Here is a 20564-nt window from a genome sequence, read left to right as displayed (position 1 = left end):
CGGATCAATCAGGATTCCTGCGACTTTGCTTGTGCTGCATCCAATAAAGCGCCGGTAAAGGTGACGAGATCCCCTTTACCCCGTGCAACGCGCTGCAACACATCCAGATGGTCAGTTTTGAGACACAGGTCGGTAAAGGAAAATGTATTGGGATCTTCAAACTGGCTGAGATAGGTTTCCGCAAGTTCGATAGCCCGCTCGTCCTGACCCACGCGAGTCAACAGATCGATCATCGCATAAGCGATCATCTGCTTGTCGTCTTCATCGGGCTCCTGCTCCAGTTTACTTTCGAAATAGGCAATCCCCATTTTCTGATCATTTTCATCTCCCACCAGGGCTTTGAAAAAATGCATATGGGCCGGATAAAAATCCTCAAACGGAGTTTCTCCCGGATACTGAAACTGGCTGTCTAACCGGGAACCGTATTCACATAATTCTATGACTTTTGAAATGTGAGGGTCTTTGTCAGGCAGCAGACGGGCAAAGCGAACCACCGAATTCAAATGTGAAACATCGATATGATAGCTGCCGGATTCAAACATCCAGTCTCTACCCGCCATCAGCTCCCGCAGATTGTCGGTGGGGGGAGCCATGGGAACCTTTTGCTGCACCTGGTATTGCAGCGACTGAACGAGATCACCATACAACTGATCGACCAGCAGACAGGCAACCTGCTGACGCCCTTCCGGCTTCAACTGGGCATTCATCTGGTCAAACACGGTAATCGTGTTACAGATTCCGTTGACCTGCAACATGATCTCAAATCCTTTTTCCGGGTTAGCGCCTTCATAAACGCAAACCTGGATCAGTTCTTCCACTTTATCTTCGGGTACGGTTCGCGGATTGATTTTCTTTAAGGCGTCCGCCACCGGTTCAGGCTCCTGAATCGTCTGAAAGTAGAGCCAGGCATCAGAATACTTTTTGTCATCCAGTAATAAACGTCCCACCTGACGGGCAGCTGCAATGTAAGCCTCTTCGAATTCTTTCTTTTGATCTTCCGGCACATTATCAAAACTGGTGGGCTGTAACAGGCCCGTACCAAGCGCCAGTTTTTTCTGCATCAACAAAGCATCAAACAGACGGTGATAATTTTTCTGCGATGTCAGGGTTTCAACCAGTCGATCCAAAACCGCTTTCGGAGACTGCTGCTGTAATTCTTCCAGAACTGCAAAAGTATCTTCTGACATGATTATTCTCTTGTCCTCGATCGTTTCAGATTAGTGAAGCACTATCATTCGAATTATTTTTGATGAGACATCTGACCGACATACCGTATTATGTTCAGACATTGAAAAGCTGCCGTTTACCCAGTCTGTTAAAGATGATCGCTTTGATATCCATTGAGAACACCCGATTTCCATCCACTTACAGTAGAAGCAGTACATGTAAGACTAACGAATGAGACATGAAATTTACAGTACTCAATCCGTCTGAGTTAATATCACTGCGTGCAGGTAAGGACGCTGTCAGAAAGTTGTTTCAGGGTTGAATTTTTACTTTCTGAAACGCTCATTGTAAGAATTCCGGGGCTCCCTGAGTACCCCGCCACTTCAGAAAGAGAGAAATCGCCCTGTTTCGATGCCTTTACTCTACAAACAGCAGAGGACTCAAATCACCATTCGTGTCAAAGCGACCGATGACAGATTCGTAACTGGTATGATGCCCCAAAACAGCTCTCGCATGCTCCGCTTTTTTCAGACTGCGGTACACCAGCAACTGATGTGACCCAATTCGCAACCGATGTCCGGCTGCTTCATCCCGGGATGATATTTTTCCCGATTCACTGACGGTCAGTCGAGACCAGTCTGCCGCCTTGCGTTTCAGATCGGGTTCCCAGTCGATAATCAATGGCACGTACAGGGCCGTTGCTTCCGAAGCCTGCTGCTGCAATATCAGTTGATGCTGTTCATTAAACGTCAGGCTGCCGGGCTGAAAGAAATCCCGTTCCTGGGGCAATCCAATCGGAAAGATCCGGGCCGACAACCCTTTGGTTTTGAGTGTCAACTCATGTGTTTCACTGTCGACCAGCCCCGCCAGTTCCGCAGAAACGGGCAGTACCGAACGATACTCAATGTTAGCCGCTTCTGTCACTGTCACAATATCCGCAAGAAAAGCAAAGTGCTGGTTGCGGGGAAGTAACAGCTGACGCTCAAGGCGAAAACCCGAATCCAGGTCCATGTGCAGTTCGAGGTAATCCGCATCTTCATCCGTGTTCCAGCAGACACAACTCCACTCACCATCCCCGGTCACCGTTTCTCCGTTAACCGTCAATGAAAAATCCCAGGCTCCCTGAAACAGTAATTTCCCCATCGCAGTCAGACTGATCACAGGCAGTTCAGCATTCCAGCTGACAACCAGTAGATTGGAACTGTCAGACCAGTAATTTCTCATCAATGCCTGAGCAGCCCAGTCAGACTGGCTGGAAGGACAATCCTCGGACTGGATAAAAAATCCGGATCGTTTTTTGACGGTCTGCAGTGATTTTAAATACAATCGCTCTGCACTCCTGGACTGAAGTCCGGCAATGCAGGCCGCTGCTGCAAGTAACTCAAGATGTGAAACTGTATGTGTCGGGCAAAGCGCGATCTGACCACTGGCGTCGCAGGCCGCAATGATTTTCTCAACCGACAACTGGAATCGTTCGTGTGCTTCCTGATCCCATAATGCTTTGCCCCAGATCTGGCCTGCATAAGTCGCTCGCGTCAGCGTAATCAACCAGTAATCAAGCCGGGGGAAAAAGTCTGCATGCGGAGTTCCATCAGTATCAGTACGATCGAAAAAACTGTCCCGTAAATTCTGTTGCCCCAGTTGACGGAAATTCTTTGCCCCGGAAATCTCCGAGAACAGTAAACCGGCACGCCAGGGGACTTCTCCGGAAATCAGCGCGACCTGGTCTTCGGGTAACTCTGAAAAATCGGTTTCTTCCAGTTTGAAGCAAAGCGTCACTGCAGAAAACAGACAGGTCCTCCAGACACTGATCAGAGCAGCGGGTGCCAGTCGAGTACCAAGGTTTTCCAGTAATTCAATTAACAATACCATTTCAAAAGGCAGTAATGGATCGGCGGACGAAATCTGATCGATCCAGCTGACCAGCAGGCGACTGATTTCATCGAAGCTCAAATCAGGAGCTTTTTTCCGTTTCGAGCCTTTGGAACTTTTCTTGAGTTGCGCCGGTAGCTTTCTGGCTGATCGAATCAGACTGATCAAATCGGAAGTGCGGCAGGTTTCGTCCACCGACTCATCGGACCAGAGTGTCGACCACTGCATTTGAGCAGCCAGTTTTCCTGATCGCTTCTGCTTCGCAATTGATTTCAGGTTGGCGGATAAACCTTTACAGAACCGATTCAGGTCACCTGACTGAGCACCTTTCATCAGATCGCCCGTCGGCTTTGATTTCCATTGAATGGACTGCAGAAACTCTTCATCAGAAACGGCAAACAGCTGTTGTGGCACAGATTGACCAAATTCGATTGACATTGTTTTTTCCATTAACATGGTTCCTCAACAACAACTGAGAAGTTCACCCGCAACACTCGCGCATCAGATCGGGTTCGCGCATTACCGAACTGAGATGAATCAATAAAAGGAGGCGGCCCCCCATTAATTAAAATGCGCCGACTGGTGATAATAGGGTAACGGTATTTCTGCTGAAATCAATTGATCCAGACGCCATTCAGCATGACTCGCGAAACATAGGACCGGGAATTCAACAAAAGATCACTTCCTGAAGCAGGAACAGAACCTTCAGGCAGACGGACAAGAGCCAGATCCGCCCGTTTCCCGACGGTCAGCGTCCCCAGTTCATCCGACAGCTCCAGTGCACGGGCGCCCGCTAAAGTGCCACACTCCAGAATAAGATCCGTTGGAACATCCGGGAACTTGTCACGCAGAAACTGCAGTTCTTTCCAGAGACTGAGATCGGGATTTGAGGCCCGACTGTCTGTCCCCAAAGCCACATTGATCCCCTGACTGATCATACTCTGCCAGGGATGCAGACGATGGCCAAAGTAATAATGTGTACGCGGACAGTAAACAACAGAGATCTGGGGCGCCTGCTTCAGAAATTCAATCTCGGCAACCCCAAAATAATTTCCATGCACGGCCAGCGCCGAGGTGAGTTCCGCCAGGGGAGCGAGGTAATCATACAGTCGCATCCCGTCTCGCAATATCTGCGGATCCCAGAGCCCCAGCTCAGCTAACAGATCAACAAAGGGCCCGGACTTTTGACTCAAAAATTCCAGCTCATCCTCTGTCTCGGCCAGATGAACAGCAGCCGGAACTCCCTGATCGCGCGCCTGCTGGATCAGATTCAGATATAAATCGGGATTCACACTGTAAGGCGCATGTGGACTCAATCCCAGACCAACGGCAGCACTCAACTCCAGATCCGTGCCCAGCTGCAGATAATCTGCTGCGATCTGCTGCTGCTCTTGAATTCGATCTGGGGTGAAGCCCAGACATTCCCGGAAAACCACAGCCGACGGTTTTCGATCATCCGCATTCAACAGCTGCAGACTCTCTGAACCGGTTGCGATTTCACCCAGGCAGGTCGTCCCGGCTTGCAGACTCTCTTCGATTCCCTGCTGAATTCGATCTCTGGCGGGAACGGAACAAGTGAACCGCGATTTCATAATCGACCGAATCCATTCGGCAAACGGTTGCGCGGGACCCAGCGGCGTTTCGAGCTGGCTGAATTCCAGGTGCGTGTGTGCATTCACCAGACCGGGGATGAGAGCAGTGTTGCCCAGATCAACTGCCCGGGGATGCTCCCCCTGATACACGGCGGCAATCCGGGCACCTTCCAGTTCAACGACGGCCCGTTCCAGTGGAGGTCCCTCAACAGGATACACCCAGCGCGCTGCTAAAATCTGACGTTCCAAAATATCACTTTGTCTAATAAACATTGATGGCAGGCATAATTACAACCGGCTCAAATTATATCAGATCAAAACTTAATTGGAATCAGTGAGCCTGCGATCATAGGAGGAGAGTGACAACGACTCCGCCGGCTGACCGGGGGCAGGTTGGGACTGAAGTATTACCCATCGCAGCAGTACCATCGCGACCGCAGCACAAATCAGCAGTAAAGGCCAGGAATACCGCAGGCCCTCAGGCCCCATACTGACGAAATGCTGCAGACCATTTTCGGGAACCCATTTTTCAGGCACCCGACCCCGGTAGATTGACAGGGAGTTATAGATAAAGTGAAACACAATCCCCGGAAACAGACTGCGACTGTGAACGGCAATCAAACCCAGCGCCAGGCCGACCAGGGTTGCATTAAAGACCTGCTGCGGAATCATATGCATGGCACCAAAGGTGACACTCGACAGGATAATCGCCAGCCAGGCACGGCCGCGTCGACCAAAGCCGCTTAAAATAAAACCGCGGAAAGCCAGTTCTTCACAGACCGCAGGTGCCAGCGCAAACGCCAGTAAAATCAGCCAGATCGCCTGATTCGGATCGGACATATCCTGCAGGACAGCAACAGTCCCCTTCGGCAATGCGGGGAAGAACCATCTTAAACTCGAAACCAGTTCCTGTGAAAGTGGATGCAGGGCAAACGCCAGGACAATCGCCACTATCCAGAAACCGAAGCGAGGCAGATACAGACGAAACGTCTTTCGCATGCTGGTCGTCAGCATAATACCCATCATCAAAGCCGGAGTCGCGATGATCGCCAGTTGCTGAATCATCAGCAGCTGCATCATGCGCGTCGGGCGTTCTGCGCTCGTCGCCATCTGGATGGCATCCCGCATGGTATTCATGACTGCAAACTGCAGCAGCATAATGATGACAAAACAGAAACCCGCTTCCGCGAAACTGGGCAAAGCGTCTTTGGTGCGCATCAGATGCTTCAACCAGAGGCCGACTTCAAACCGTTCGGCCTCACGGAATAACACATCTTCACGTTGAAACTGGTCAATGGCCCACCAGAGCGCCAGCAGACTGTATCCGATACTCGTCACCAGGACCGGAATTGCATACACATACAAAATCCCGGCATTGACGGTCGACAACAGCATCGCTTTCAACAGGAGAGCCACGCCTACCACGGGCATCAGACTGTAAAAAGGATTGATTTCTACTGCGGGGGATAAGCAAAAAACGGTCAGACCAATGGTGACCATCAATAACGGTGTCAGATAATATTGGCCTTCTTTGCTGCTGCGGGCAAAGGTGGCCAGCGACAGACACAAGGCACTGAAGAGCCCTGACAGGGGAATCAACAGTACTACGATCCAGAACAGTGCCGAAAATGAAGGAAACGACAGATCCCCGATTTTGGAAAGGGCCCCGGTTCCGGCCACATTGACCATATGCTTACCGGTAAAACCCATACTGGCCAGATTCAACAACGCCGTCGACACACTGAAAACCAACACTGTTAAAAACTTACCCAGTACGATTTCTGTTCGCTTCGCAGGTGAGATTAACAGCGTTTCCATCGTGCCCCGTTCTTTCTCACCGGCCCCCAGATCGATCGCCGGATAAAAGGCGCCGGTGGCAGCCATGATAATCAGCAGGGCGGGAAAGAGTTTACTCCAGAGATTCGCCGCCAGCTGGTCATCCTGCGCCAGGTCGATCACTTCCGGATTGATGGGCGTTGGTAAAGAAACGGGAAGGTTGGCTCGATTCAGCCGGGCTCGAAGAATCGCTTTTTCCCAGGCCTGCATCGCTTCCTGAACCCGGATAAACGCCAGCTTCGATTTTTCATCGGCTCTGTTTTCCAGCACCAGTGGTCGTGATGAAACTGCGGGATCGAAGTCAATCGGCTCATGTCGCGCGAGTTGCTCACTCACACGTTCCAGCTCTTGGGAAAGACCCTTGGGTATGATGATCAGTACCTGGATCTTACTTTCAGCAAACTGTTTACTGAGCCGTTCCTTGGTTTCAGTAATTTCATTGAGAAGCAGCTCAGCCTCGCTGCTGTCTTTCCTGTCTTTCAGTTTATCCCATTCGTCCAGCAGATTCTGATGCTGTTTCAGCTCAAGTTCCAGCTCACGGGCCTGCTTGAGAATCTCTTCACGGTCGGAATCTGATTCAGTATCTGTAGTCTCAGAATCGGGGTTCTCTGTATCCGCAGGCTGGCTGTCCGTAATCACACGCAGCTTGTCAGCATCTGAGGGAATTGTGAACCAGTTGGAAACAAACTGATCCCCGTCCAGTAATTGAGGATGTTTTGGTAATTCATCAGCGCCCAGCATGACAACGGTTCTGGGTTGTTCGGAAAACAACACCGTCATCTGCACCATGCCGATACCCATTGCCGGGTAAAGCAGCAACGGAAGAATTGCCACCATAAACAAAGTGCGGCGGTCGCGCATCTGGTCGCGCAATTCACGCATTAAAATCAGCTTGATGTTCTTCCACTGTATCATCTGAATTATTGAGCCTTCATCGCCAGCTGGTCTTCATGCTGTTGGATTAAACTGAAGAACAATTCTTCCATATCCGACTCGTGATATTGCTCTTCCAGTTCCGGGATACTACCGATCGCCAGAATTTTTCCTTTGTAAATCACCGCGACGCGATCGCATAATTTTTCGACTTCCCGCATGATATGAGTCGAAAAAATAATGCACTTACCTTCTTCACGCAGGGCTTCGATTGTTTTCAATACGGCGCGTGCCACCAGAACATCAAGTCCCGTTGTCGGTTCATCAAAGATCAGAACGGGGGGATCATGAATGATCGTGCGGGCAATGGATACCTTCTGCTTCATCCCGGTCGACATTTTGGAACCGAGCATATCTTTGATATCCTGCATCTGCAGCGTCGTGAAAATACGATCCAGTCTCTGCTGCAGTTCCTGCTCTTCGATGCCGTAGAGTCGACCAAAATATTCCACCATTTCCCAGGCAGTCATCCGGTCATAGATTCCGGTATTGCAGGACATGAACCCAATCTGGCTCCGCACATCCTGGGGATGGGTTGCGACATCAAAGCCGGCAACAGTGGCCGAACCGCCTGTCGGCTGCAGGACTGTACTCAACATGCGCAGGCAGGTTGTCTTACCGGCTCCATTGGGCCCCAGTAAGCCGAAGATTTCTCCTGCCTGAACATCAAAGCTCACTGAGTCGAGCGCGACTATACTGCCACGACGCAAATCATCGAAACTTTTGCTCAGACCTTCGACGTGAATCATATCCGTCCATTATCCCCAATGCCCGCGTTATTCAGACGATCAGCATCGCGCCAATCAACTGTGAGAGAGGCTCACTTATACGTTATTATTACAGCTAAGCATAGCCTATCACCGCGAATCGGCGTCCCTAAGCTGATTGTATAATCAATTTTCTGTCAGTTGAGCACGGGGAGCGGAACGTGACCTGCTCCTTTGGCAGGACCGCTCGAATCGGGATCATCGATATAGTCATAAAAGACATTCCGCTGCCTGGGGATATAGCCCGATTCAGAGATACAGCGTCGAATGGTCTCAACAGTCAGATGATGAGTGGTTCCTGCCTGAGAAACCACGTTCTCTTCAATCATCAGGCTACCCATGTCATTGGCACCAAAAAAGAGTGCCATCTGACCGGTTTTTTCCCCCTGGGTGACCCAGGAAGATTGAATATTCTGGAAGTTATCCAGGTACAGACGGCTCACGGCCTGCGTCTTCAAATACTCAAACGCACCTGCGGGTGGAACATAATCCATGTCCGTGTGGTCGGGCTGCAGTGTCCAGCAGATGAACGCGGAAAAGCCATGCGTTTCATCCTGCAGTTCCCGTAGACGATCCAGATGCTCGATCCGTTCTGCCAGTGTCTCGATGTGACCGAACATCATCGTGGCGCTCGAAATGCCCCCCAGTTCATGCCAGACGCGATTTACCTCCAGCCATTCATCGGTCAGGACTTTGCCGCGTGTGATCTCTTTGCGAACACGATCGACGAGAATCTCTCCCCCGCCTCCAGGTACACTCCCTAAGCCAGCAGCTTTGAGTCGTTCGAGCACCTGACGCAGAGAGAGTTTATTGACTTTCGTGAAGTGATGAATTTCAGGCGGGCTGAATCCATGAACATTCACAGTCGGATAGCGTTCGCGCAGATCACGCAGCAGATCCTCATACCATTCCAGCTTCAGCGTCGGATGCAGTCCCCCCTGCAGCAGAATCTGATCCCCGCCGAGTTCAATCGTCTCTTCAATCTTCTGATACAGCTGCTCAGGCTTGAGCACATAGACTTCGGGAGATTTGGGATTACGATAAAAGGCACAAAAATCACAGACCGCCGTACAGGAATTGGAATAGTTAATATTCCGATCGATATTATAAGTACGATATGGTTCCGGATGCAGTCGTTTTGTGACCTCATTGGCTGCACGACCGAGCGCAACCAGATCGTGAGACTCCATCAGCTTGAGTCCCTCTTCTCGATTCAGACGTTCGCCGGCGACAGCTTTATCCAGCAGAGATGCAATTTCGGAAGACAAGAGGAACCCCCTCGGGCGCAAGTCCCGTTTTAATGGCTAAGTCTTGAAACAAACGTAACCCGCAACATTCCGCGGGTCCCAGGTAAAAACTCAAATTATTCTTCAGGTAACTTTCGGCTACCGATTCGTCAATGCCCAGCTTCGGTGCTTCCCGACGGGCAATTTCACCCAATAGTGTCACACCTTTATCTCGTGCCCGGCATAAAGCAGATTCCAGCAAACCTGTGTCCTGATCTCGCCGCACGGCCCACATCGCGAAGACAAAGGGAAGACCAGTCCAGCGTAACCACTCTTCTCCCAGATCCCAGGTCGCCACAAAACTCGCCTCCGGTGCGTGGATGGCACGATCGCCAATTAACAAAATGGCATCTGCACTACTGGACTCAATGGCCTGCTCAATTGGCAGCGGTTCGACTTCCGGATAAACCCCATATTGTTCTGCCAGCATAATGCGAACCAGTGTGGCACTCGTCCGGGACCCCATATCCAGCGCCAGCCTTCTGATTTGCCCCAGCGGGACCCTGCTATACATCTTAACACTCAACACCGGTCCCTGCGTCGCGATACAGGCATTGGAAATGATTTCATATTCTGAGCTGCGGATTACTTCAATCGAAGGGATTAATCCAACGTCAATCCGCCCGGCAGCCAGATCATCCGCCAGCAGACTGGGATAATCCAACATCAGTTCCGCATTATCGGCGAGCTCTTCCAGATCTTCAATCAAAGGCTTCGAGTTGAGATAGGAGACCGCCCCCACGCGAATCGGGGGTGGAATCAAGTCAGACATTATCGTTTGGCTTTCATTTCCGTTTGGTTTGTCCAACTTATTATAGCCAGCAATCTTCATCTCGCAATCAGCTCACACTATGGTAAATCTTCCAGAGAACGCACTCTGGTGCACATTCTGACTGTAGGTGTTACAATTCCGTACGTAACTCGGCATACATTATCGTATTCTAGCAGTTTATGCCCCCGCAATCAGGCAATATCCACTTGAAAATTCAAGGACAGACCAAATTCGGCGTCCTTCCGCAGGTGATCACCACAACTACAGGCAGCAGAAAGCAGCATCAGCATGACAAAACAGAGCCTCTCCAAAGTCGGCTTCATCGGAGCTGGTCGTATGGCAACCGCTCTTGCAGGAGGATTAATTTCATCCGGATTCACAACAAAAGACCACGTCTGTGCCAGCGACACTTATGAAGCCGCCAGTGAAAAGTTCGCCCAGGAGACTGGTGCACGGTCAGTTTCATCAAATCAGCAGGTCATGGAACAGGCAGAGATCATCATCCTCTCAGTCAAACCCCAGCAGATTCCCGACGTGCTGCAGGAAATCAAATCCTCTGTCACCAGCCAGCATCTCCTGATCTCCATTGCTGCCGGCTGCCCGCTGTCACTCTTCCTGGACACCCTGGGAGAATTCACCCGCATGATCCGCGTGATGCCGAACACTCCCTGCCTGGTCAAACAGGGTGCCTCCGCCTTCGCGCGGGGCGGACAGGCATCCACTGAAGATGCGACTCTGGTGGAGTCCTTACTTTCCACGGTCGGTATCGCGTTTGAAGTCCCCGAGTCACAGCTTGACGCGGTCACCGGCTTGTCTGGCAGCGGCCCCGCCTACATCTACCAGGTAATTGAAGCCCTCAGCGATGGCGGCGTCCGCGTGGGTCTGCCACGGCAGATCGCCACGCAACTGGCAGCTCAGACCGTCAAAGGAGCAGCCGAGATGGTCCTGCAGACAGGCGAACATCCAGGCACACTCAAAGACGCGGTGACCAGTCCCGGCGGAACCACAATCGCAGGGATCCATGCACTCGAAGCAGGTGGCTTAAGAAACAGCCTGATGAACGCAGTCAGCGCAGCAACCAGTCGCTCCATTGAACTGGGTCAAGGTAAATAAAGCCACCAAATGGCATTCTGACACGCACCTTTTTGTGACCAGACATTCTTTAATTTTATTAACCAACTTGTGCTGACTGGGTCCATCTCGCAAAATAAAAAGATGTCAGCAGAGCGAAATCAGATCGGGATGGAGTGGAACTGTGCCTGTCTCTCCATTCGATTTGGAATCTCTGAAGACTTTGAACAGCCTCGAATCACCCCCGCCTGCATCCACCGGGAGATACAACTATGCTTACGCAGTCTGTCCGTGCCACTCTTTTGTTCTCCTGTTTGTTCCTGACGGGAGCCCCCCTCTCACAGGCAGCAGAACCTGATTTGAAGAGCCTGTTGTCTCAGCCCGTTCTGGAAAAAGATCTTCCCTGGAAAGAAGTGCAGGCCTTCATTGCACCGCGGGTTCCCGGAATGCCGGAAATCAGTACGGTTGAGGAGTGGGAAAAATATATATCGCAAGTTCGCAGCAACGTGTTGAATAAAGTCGTCTATCGTGGTGAAGCCGCAAAATGGCGGGACTCGAAACTGAAAGTCGACTGGCTCGAAACGATCGCAGGCGGTCCTGAATATAAAATCCAGAAATTACGCTTTGAAGCACTGCCCGGCTTATGGGTGCCCGCGCTGTTGTACATTCCCAACAACCTGACAGGTAAAGTCCCCGTTGTCATGAATGTGAATGGACACGACCGCAATGGGAAAGCCGCCGACTACAAGCAGGTACGCTGTATTAACCAGGCGAAGCGAGGCATGCTGGCACTCAACATCGAATGGCTGGGCATGGGCCAGTTGAACGTTTCCGGTTTCACCCATTACAAAATGAATCAACTGGATCTGTGTGGTACGAGTGGACTGGCGCCCTTTTATCTGTCGATGAAACGAGGCCTTGATGTACTCTTATCACACCCCCATGCAGACCCGAAGCGCGTCGCGGTCGCCGGTCTTTCAGGCGGTGGCTGGCAGACCATCTTCATCAGTTCGCTCGACGAACGGGTCACTCTTTCCAACCCGGTTGCCGGATACTCCAGCTACCTGACGCGCGTTTATCACACAAAAGATCTGGGGGACTCCGAACAGACTCCCAACGATCTGGCCGTCTATGCCGACTACACACATTTGACAGCGATGCGGGCACCCCGCCCCACCCTGCTCACAAACAACTCTAAAGACAACTGCTGCTTTGAATCCGGTTATGCCCAACCGCCGCTGTTAAAAGCCGCTTTCCCGATCTTTAAACTCTACGACAAAGAAACGAATCTGCAGAAGCACGTCAACGATGATCCCGGCGATCACAACTTTCTGAAAGACAATCGCGAGGCCCTCTACCGCATGCTGTCGGCTCACTTTTCGGAACCGGGCAAACCTTTACCGGTCAAGGAAATGGAATGTAAGGCCGAACTCAAAACAGCAGAGGAACTCAATGTAGAGTTGCCTGAAAACAATGCCGACTTTCATACACTGGCTCTCAAGCTCAGCCAGAATCTGCCGCGACGTAGGAAAAGCACTCCTGAAAAACAGCGCGCTGCACTCAAGCAGGTCGTGCACTTCAAATCCGCAGACACACCACTCAAGGCATTACAATCCAGCCAGACAACAACAGGCAAAACAACCGTCACATTCTGGAAACTGAAAATCGATCAAAACTGGACGGTCCCTGCTGTCGAATTCTCCAACGGCGATTCTGAATCCACGACGATCCTGGTAGCAGATGCAGGTCGTAAAAGCCTGGCAGAACAGGTTCAGAAGTTGCTCGCACAGGGAGAAACCGTCCTGGCAGTGGACCCCTTCTACTTCGGTGAATCGAAAATCAGTCAACGCGACTTTCTGTACGGTCTACTGGTCGCCGCTGTCGGAGAACGTCCACTGGGTATCCAGGCCAGCCAGTTAACATCGATTGCGCACTGGTTACGTGACCAGAAAAAGCAGACGTCTGTCAAGATTCAGTCAGTCGGTCCCCGCAGCAGTCTGTTCACACTCGTATCAGCGGCCATCAATCCGGAGGCCTTTTCCAGCGTGCAGTTGCAAGGCTCATTAGGTTCTCTGAAAGAAATCATTGAACAGGATCAATCTGTCAATCAGGCGCCGGAGCTCTTCTGCTTTGGATTGCTGAAGCAGTTCGATATCAAAAACCTGGTCGCTTTGGCTGGAAAAGAGAATGTAAAATTCATTGATCCCAGCGAACGCGTCAAACAGGAACTGTCGCAGGTGCAAGTGAAAAAAGACCTCGATTACCTGGGCGAAGGACGCAGCGAAAAGCTGGACCTGTATCTGCCCGATCCACAATTTCAGAGCGGCCCTTATCCCGCTGTTGTGATCATTCACGGCGGTGGCTGGCACGGTGGTGATAAAGCAGCCCGCCGCGAGTTGAATATCGGAAACAATCTGGCGAAAGCCGGTTATGTCTGCGCCAGTATTAATTATCAGCTTGCGAAACGGCACTCCCGGTTTACCGATAACCTCAGACAGGTCTGGCCCGGTCATCTGCAGGACTGCAAAACCGCTGTCCGCTATTTAAGAAAACATGCAAAACAGTATCAGATTGATCCCGACCATATCGGCGCCATTGGAGGCTCGGCGGGAGGTCACCTGGTTGCCATGCTCGCCGTAACCGGCGATGATCCCGCACTCGATCCGCAAGGACCCTATGCCGATTTTTCAACTCGCATTCAAGCCGTCGTTCCCATGTATGGTGCACATGACCTGATTACCCTGGCAAAATCTCGCGACCTGCTGGACTCGTTCACGCAAGAAGAGAAAGCACTCAGCCAACAGGCTTCTGCCGTTTCTCATCTCACAAAAGACGATCCTCCCTTCCTGATTTTGCATGGCACAAAGGATACAACCGTTCCACTGGAACAGTCACAACTGCTGCAGGCAGCCTTGGAGAAAGAGAAGATGCCCTCTGAACTGTTGATTATTGAGGGGGCGCCACACAGCTTCCACCTGCAACCCAGCCAGCAGGATCTCAGACCTGCCGTCATCGGTTTCTTTGACCGCCACCTGAAACCCTGAGCACGGCGCTTCTCACTGGAGTTGACACAATCACGGACTCTGTTAAAATAAAAACAAATGTAGCCAAGGCTACATTTAACAGGCGCTTTACACCCAACCCGTTCCTGGAGTTAATCAATGCGAAAGCTTCTCGCTTTCAATCTTATATTGTGCCTGCTGGCAGGCTGTCAGTCCGAACAGGCTTCGGTTCCCGAAAAATCTCCTGACCAGGAGCAGTTGAACTATCCAATTCCGGTAGCCGCGACGGTCGGCATGGTCGCCGATCTCGTCAAGAATGTAGGACGCGAATATGTAGACGTAACGCAAATCATGGGATCGGGTGTCGACCCCCACATGCACAAAGCCAGCCGTGACGATGTACAGACCATCATGAACTCCGACATGGTCTTCTATTCCGGCTTGATGCTGGAAGGCAAAATGGCTGATACCCTGATCAAGGTCGCGCGTACCAAGCCAGTCTTCGCTGTCACCGAACTGATCGATCCGAAATCACTACTGGAGCCCGACGATTTTAACGGACACTACGACCCCCACGTCTGGATGGATGTCGCGACCTGGTCGCTATGCGTTGATGCAGTGAAAGATGCATTGAGCCAGTATGACCCCCGTCATGCTGAAGTCTATCAGAAAAACGCCGACGAATATAAACAGCAACTCAAAACTCTGCATGAGTATGGGCTTAAAACGATAAAGTCGATCCCGGAAAACAGTCGCATATTAATCACGTCACACGATGCCTTTAATTATTTTGGGCGCGCGTATGGACTGGAAGTGCTGGGAGTCCAGGGAATTTCGACTGAATCAGAAGCCGGTTTGAAACGCATTAATGAACTCGTGGATCTACTGGTCGCCAAAAATGTGAAAGCCGTCTTTGTGGAGAGTAGTGTTTCCAAAAAGAACATCACCGCGTTAATCGATGGTGCCAAAGCACAAGGACATGAAATAGTGATTGGCGGCGAACTGTTTTCTGATGCCATGGGAGAAGCAGGCAGCTATGAAGGGAGTTACATGGGAATGCTCGACCATAATTTCACAATCGTTGCCCGGGCACTGGGCGGCACCGCCCCGGAAAAAGGCATGCAGGGCAAACTCACTCCGTGATTCAACTCAAGCTGCTCACTTCCCGATTGTCTTGAACCATTTTCACTTCAATCATTCAATCAATGAAATAAATTTAAGCTCATGAATATCAGCGAGAGTCCATTACCAGATCGGCAAAATGATGCGTCAGCTGCCGAGATACCGCTCTCTGTATATGACCTCACCGTTGCATACCACCGCAAACCGGTGATCTGGGACGTCAGCTTTGATATTCCTCCGGGAAAGCTGATTGGAATCATCGGGCCGAATGGCGCAGGGAAAAGCACTCTGCTCAAAGCCATGATGGATCTGATCCCAAAAGCGTCCGGACGGGTTCAGATCTTTGGCAAGTCTTATCAGAAAAATCGGCATCGCGTAGGCTATGTCCCCCAGCGGGAAAGTGTCGACTGGGATTTTCCCGTGGATGCCCTGGATGTGGTCACCATGGGACTCTATAAAGAAATCGGCTGGTGCCTGCCTGTTCGCAGGAAACACAAAGATCGTGCGCTGGAAGCTTTGGATCGTGTAGGAATTGCCGACTATGCCCGCCGCCAGATCAGCCAGCTGTCAGGCGGACAGCAACAGCGAACCTTTCTGGCCCGCGCCCTGGTGCAAAACGCCGATCTCTACCTGATGGATGAACCATTCGCTGCCGTCGATGCGGCCACGGAGAAAGCCATCGTCCAGATTCTGCAGGAAATGAAACAAGCCGGCAAAACGGCCCTGGTGATCCATCATGATCTGCAGACCGTTCCCGAGTATTTTGATTATGTCATCCTGCTGAATATGCGCGTAATTGATCATGGCTTGACCGCGGATGTTTTCACACCCGAAAATCTGCAGAAAACGTATGGCGGCCGTCTGACCCTGCTCGAAGAAGCGACCGAAACCATGCGCCGCCGGGAGCAGTCTTTATGAGACTGTTTGTAATTGTATTTCTGCTGATGAGTCTTTGCCCTTATGCTCCGCTGCTCGCAGCCAACGGTGCGAACTCACCTGGTTCACAGAGATCCATTACAGACCGCAGCATTTCCATTCCTGAATGGAAAGACTGGAAACGTGTTTTCTTTTTAGAAGACTATAACACGCGCATCGTCATCCTGGGGACGACGTTACTCGGCATGTCAGCCGGCATGATCGGCAGTTTTGCCCTGCTCAGAAAACGGGCGCTGATGGGTGATGCGTTAAGTCATGCCACTCTGCCCGGCATCGCACTTGCTTTCATTCTCGCGACCTCATTTGGCATGAATGGCAAAACATTGCCTGTGCTGCTGTCGGGAGCAGCGATCAGCGGACTGCTGGGAATTGCATCCATTCTGATGATTCGAAATCTCACCCGCTTAAAAGAAGACGCCGCCCTGGGGATTGTACTCAGCGTTTTTTTTGGAGCGGGAGTCGCCTTACTGGGAATCGTCCAGCAGATGCAGACGGGGCATGCGGCGGGCCTGGAATCATTTATTTACGGTAAGACCGCATCCATGGTCGCCAGCGACGCCTGGTTGATCGGCAGTGCTGGACTGACCTGTATGCTGATTTCCATCTTCCTGTATAAAGAACTCACACTGCTCTGTTTCGACGAAGGTTTTGCCCACTCGCGTGGCTTTCCCGTCGTGTTGCTCGACATGATCCTGATGGGACTGGTAGTCGTCGTCACGATCATCGGTCTGCAGGCAGTCGGATTGATTCTGATGATTTCGCTCCTGGTCATTCCGCCTGCTGCCGCCCGGTTCTGGACAGAAAAGATATTTTACCTGTCTTTCGTTGCCACAATCCTCGGAGCGCTCAGTGGGATGGTTGGCTCCGCCATGAGTGCCATTTTCCCGAATCTTCCTTCCGGTGCGATGATTGTGCTGGTCGCTACCAGTATGTTTCTGGTCAGTATGGTTTTTGGCGTTCCCCGGGGAATTCTGATCCGCAAGCTCAGACGCTATCAGCTTAATAGAAAAGTCGATCGACAACACCTGTTGCGCAGCATCTATGAATACCTGGAAGCACATAATTTACTGACGGATCAGACGAACCAACTCGTTCCCATCAAAGACCTTTACCAGATGCGCAGCTGGCTGCCGACAGACCTCCACTCGATCATTCATCGTGCCAGCCAGCAAGACTTGCTTCAAACAGTAGACGGTAACCAGATACGTCTGACGCCTTTGGGACTGACTGAAGCCGCACGGATCGTTCATGAGCATCGACTATGGGAACTGTACCTCATCACGTATGCCGACGTTGCTTCCAGCAAAGTCGATCGGGATGCTGATGCCATTGAACATGTACTGGAACCGGAAGTCATATCTGAACTGGAAACATTACTGAGTCAGCAATCATCCACAGACATCCTGCCCAGCCCTCATACCCTCCAGCTCAAACAGGGGAATTCCGATTCGTCTGCCCCCGATTCCCGGAGGCCTGGTTCATGAATGTTCTGAGAGAAGCATTGAGCCAGTGGAGCTGGTATCTGGACGGCTGGATCATTGTCGCGGGAATTCTATGCTCTGTCGCAACGGCCCTGCTGGGGAACTTTCTGGTCCTGCGAAAAATGAGCATGTTGGGAGATGCGATCACCCATGCAATTCTGCCCGGACTCGCTGCTGCTTTTTTTATCAGCGACAGCCGCAGCAGTCTGCCCATGTTTGTGGGTGCGGTCATCGCTGGTATTTTAACGGCACTGTTCACGGAGTGGATTCGCAGCTTTGGTAAAGTGGACGAAGGCGCTTCCATGGGAGTGGTCTTCACGTCCCTGTTCGCGTTGGGGCTGGTCATGATTGTTCAGGCTGCGGATCATGTTGACCTGGATCCCGGCTGTGTACTCTATGGAGCAATCGAACTGACGCCCCTCGATACGGTCCTGGTTGCAGGCTGGGAAATCCCCCGCGTTGTCGCCGTGCTCTCCATCGTCCTGTTGATCAACCTGCTGTTTGTGGTCTGCTTTCTCAAAGAACTCAAACTCAGTTCATTCGATCCGGCGCTCGCAACGACCACGGGATTTAATGCCACGCTGATTCATTATACCCTGATGACACTGGTTGCCATCACAGCGGTCGCCAGTTTCGAGACGGTCGGCAATATTCTTGTAGTGGCCATGTTTGTAGTGCCGCCCGCTGCTGCGTACATGCTCACGGATCGACTGGGGCGGATGATCGTCCTCAGTGTCATCCTGGCAATCATCGCAGCCATCACGGGGCACATCAGCGCCATTACCGTGCCCCACTGGTTTGGTTATGGAAGTACTTCAACTGCCGGCATGATGGCAGTCACGGCAGGTCTGCTGTTTGTGCTGGCGGCATTGCTTGGTCCCCGGCATGGCATCCTGGTCGTTTTTATTCGGCGGCAGTTCCTGTCGTGGAAGATTCTCGCAGAAGACATCATCGCGTTGATGTATCGGATTGAAGAACGTGACCCGGACCGTAAACCTGATGCCGGTTATCTGCGCGAGATTCTGTTCTCCCGCGCCTTATCAACCAGTCTCTCACTCCATTATCTGGCCAGTCGGGGACAGATTACAGGCACAAACGGTTATTATAAGTTGACAGAAACAGGTCGCGACCAGGCACGTCAACTGGTTCGCTCACATCGTCTCTGGGAACACTACCTGGTCGAACACGCGGGCATGTCCACAGAAACGATTCACAGGCAGGCCGAACGACTGGAACATTTCACCGATCGCCAGTTACGTGAAAAGCTGAATGAGGACACAATCGAGACCGACCAGGACCCGCATGGCAGTCCCATTCCTCCCGAAGAGTTCTCCGACTGACCTGACAGGCACGCCTCTCTCGATTAATGCTCGGGAGGAACAGTGACTTCCTCATTTTCGGTCTCTGTTACTGGCTCCTGTTCTTCAGCAGGACTCCAGCCGCGGTCAACAATCAATCGTGCGCCACGTCTGAAACTGAGATAGGACCAGGCCCACTGCATCACGACCAGTACGCGGTTCTTAAAACCAGTGAGATAAAAGACATGCACGACCAGCCAGACCACCCAGGCAAAAAAACCAGCCAGCTTGAGCCGTCCCATTTCTACAATCGCCCGACTGCGGCCAATTGTTGCCATCTGCCCTTTGTCCCGAAAATGAAACTTACTGCGTGGCTTGCCTTTGACTTCATTGCGAATCGTTTTCCCGATAAATCGCCCCTGCTGTAAAGCAACGGGAGCCGTTCCCGGTAGCGGACTGCCAGTCTGATGCGTATAACTGGCCTGGTCGCCAGCCACGAATACATTCGGATATCCTTCCAGGCTCAAATCCGGTTCGACCAGAACGCGACCACGATTATCAACGTGCATGCCTCCTGCCTGTCCGAGCTCAGAAGCCTCGACTCCCGCAGCCCACAACACGGTGGCAGCACGAATTCGCTCATCTCCTAATTCCACTCCTTCATCATTAATGTTCGTGACCACAGAGGAAGTCCAGATCTGAACACCCAGCTTCTCCAGATCCCGGGCGGCCCGGTTCGACTGCTGCTCGGAAAACATGGGCAAAATGCGTGGTCCTGCTTCCACAAGAATGACGCGGGTGTGGCTGGGGTTGATCCGGCGAAAATCTCGCGACAGGGTAAAACGACTCATCTCCCCGATGGCACCTGCCAGTTCAACACCGGTGGGACCGCCGCCTACGATCACGTATGTCAGATACTTTTTCTGTTCATCCGGGTCGGTAACGCGTTCTGCATGCTCGAACGCAGACAGCACACGCTTGCGAATTTCGGTTGCCTGGGAAATCGTCTTCAGGCCGGGTGCATATTTTTCCCATTCATTATGACCGAAGTAACTGTGTGTAGCACCACAGGCCAGTACCAGGTAATCAAATTCGAGCTCACCGAAATCAAATTTGACTTTTTGTCCGGGAAGATCGATTGATTCTGCCTCACCAAGCAAAACACTGGTATTGCGATAGGCGGAGAGCAGGCTGCGAATGGGGGTGGCGATATCCGCGGGACTGAGCCCGGCCATCGCCACCTGATAGAGCAGTGGTTGAAACAAATGGTAGTTGTGACGATCCACCAGAGTGACTTCCACTCCGGCAATTCCCCCCAGTTCCAGTGCCGCGTTCAATCCGGCAAAACCACCGCCGATGATCAGTACCCGTCTGGTATCGGACTTGCTTCGAGGGTTCTGTAAAGTATTCATTTCACTAATTTTTTAGA

At 51.7% G+C, this 20564-nt stretch carries 14 protein-coding genes; 6 read left to right on the top strand and 8 right to left on the bottom strand.

Features of this window, described 5'->3' with window-relative positions:
* Nucleotides 1-8 precede the first annotated feature (8 nt).
* The 7 genes from GmarT_RS02280 to GmarT_RS02250 form a co-directional block, all read right to left on the bottom strand.
* Nucleotides 9-1187, bottom strand: coding sequence for a hypothetical protein (locus tag GmarT_RS02280; protein ID WP_002647255.1), 1179 nt, complete (start codon nt 1185-1187; stop codon nt 9-11).
* A 397-nt stretch (nt 1188-1584) separates the two neighbouring features.
* Nucleotides 1585-3477, bottom strand: coding sequence for a hypothetical protein (locus tag GmarT_RS02275; protein ID WP_149302411.1), 1893 nt, complete (start codon nt 3475-3477; stop codon nt 1585-1587).
* 176 nt (nt 3478-3653) lie between these two features.
* On the bottom strand, nt 3654-4880 hold the full coding sequence (locus GmarT_RS02270; RefSeq protein WP_002647257.1) for a metallo-dependent hydrolase family protein: 1227 nt from the start codon (nt 4878-4880) through the stop codon (nt 3654-3656).
* 72 nt (nt 4881-4952) lie between these two features.
* Nucleotides 4953-7382, bottom strand: coding sequence for an ABC transporter permease subunit/CPBP intramembrane protease (locus GmarT_RS02265; protein ID WP_002647258.1), 2430 nt, complete (start codon nt 7380-7382; stop codon nt 4953-4955).
* Nucleotides 7383-7387: 5 nt separating this feature from the next.
* A complete protein-coding gene (locus GmarT_RS02260) occupies nt 7388-8149 on the bottom strand; it encodes an ATP-binding cassette domain-containing protein (protein ID WP_002647259.1) in 762 nt (253 codons plus the stop codon).
* 155 nt (nt 8150-8304) lie between these two features.
* Nucleotides 8305-9435: a cyclic dehypoxanthinyl futalosine synthase gene (mqnC, locus tag GmarT_RS02255; RefSeq protein WP_002647260.1), complete on the bottom strand. Its 1131-nt coding sequence runs from the start codon at nt 9433-9435 to the stop codon at nt 8305-8307.
* Nucleotides 9404-10225, bottom strand: coding sequence for a menaquinone biosynthetic enzyme MqnA/MqnD family protein (locus tag GmarT_RS02250; RefSeq protein ID WP_044238651.1), 822 nt, complete (start codon nt 10223-10225; stop codon nt 9404-9406). Before GmarT_RS02250 ends, mqnC begins: the two co-directional genes overlap by 32 nt.
* Before the next feature lie 288 nt (nt 10226-10513).
* Here GmarT_RS02250 and proC point away from each other — a divergent pair, with 288 nt between their 5' ends.
* The 6 genes from proC to GmarT_RS02220 all read left to right on the top strand — a co-directional run bounded on the left by proC (nt 10514) and on the right by GmarT_RS02220 (nt 19177).
* The gene (gene proC, locus GmarT_RS02245; RefSeq protein WP_002647263.1) at nt 10514-11338 is read left to right on the top strand and encodes a pyrroline-5-carboxylate reductase; all 825 of its coding nucleotides are present in this window, start codon (nt 10514-10516) and stop codon (nt 11336-11338) included.
* Between the two features lie 230 nt (nt 11339-11568).
* Complete coding sequence (locus tag GmarT_RS02240; RefSeq protein ID WP_002647264.1) at nt 11569-14340, top strand: alpha/beta fold hydrolase; 2772 nt, start codon at nt 11569-11571, stop codon at nt 14338-14340.
* 117 nt (nt 14341-14457) lie between these two features.
* Nucleotides 14458-15441 carry a metal ABC transporter solute-binding protein, Zn/Mn family gene (locus GmarT_RS02235; protein WP_002647265.1) on the top strand — a complete coding sequence of 328 codons (984 nt, stop codon included), beginning with the start codon at nt 14458-14460 and terminating at the stop codon, nt 15439-15441.
* A gap of 81 nt (nt 15442-15522) precedes the next feature.
* Nucleotides 15523-16338 (top strand): metal ABC transporter ATP-binding protein, encoded by an 816-nt coding sequence (locus GmarT_RS02230; protein ID WP_002647266.1) that lies wholly within the window; start codon nt 15523-15525, stop codon nt 16336-16338.
* Nucleotides 16335-17840 carry a metal ABC transporter permease gene (locus tag GmarT_RS02225; RefSeq protein ID WP_002647267.1) on the top strand — a complete coding sequence of 502 codons (1506 nt, stop codon included), beginning with the start codon at nt 16335-16337 and terminating at the stop codon, nt 17838-17840. The genes GmarT_RS02230 and GmarT_RS02225 overlap by 4 nt, the downstream gene beginning before the upstream one ends.
* Nucleotides 17837-19177 carry a metal ABC transporter permease gene (locus tag GmarT_RS02220; RefSeq protein ID WP_002647268.1) on the top strand — a complete coding sequence of 447 codons (1341 nt, stop codon included), beginning with the start codon at nt 17837-17839 and terminating at the stop codon, nt 19175-19177. Before GmarT_RS02225 ends, GmarT_RS02220 begins: the two co-directional genes overlap by 4 nt.
* 23 nt (nt 19178-19200) lie before the next feature.
* Here GmarT_RS02220 and GmarT_RS02215 read toward each other — a convergent pair whose 3' ends face one another.
* Nucleotides 19201-20547 carry an NAD(P)/FAD-dependent oxidoreductase gene (locus GmarT_RS02215; RefSeq protein ID WP_002647269.1) on the bottom strand — a complete coding sequence of 449 codons (1347 nt, stop codon included), beginning with the start codon at nt 20545-20547 and terminating at the stop codon, nt 19201-19203.
* Between the last annotated feature and the right edge of the window lie 17 nt (nt 20548-20564).

The organism is Gimesia maris (genome assembly GCF_008298035.1).
GTDB classification, from domain to species: Bacteria; Planctomycetota; Planctomycetia; order Planctomycetales; family Planctomycetaceae; genus Gimesia; species Gimesia maris.
The sequence above is the reverse complement of the archived record's forward strand: the minus strand, read 5'-3'. Positions and strand labels throughout refer to the sequence as shown.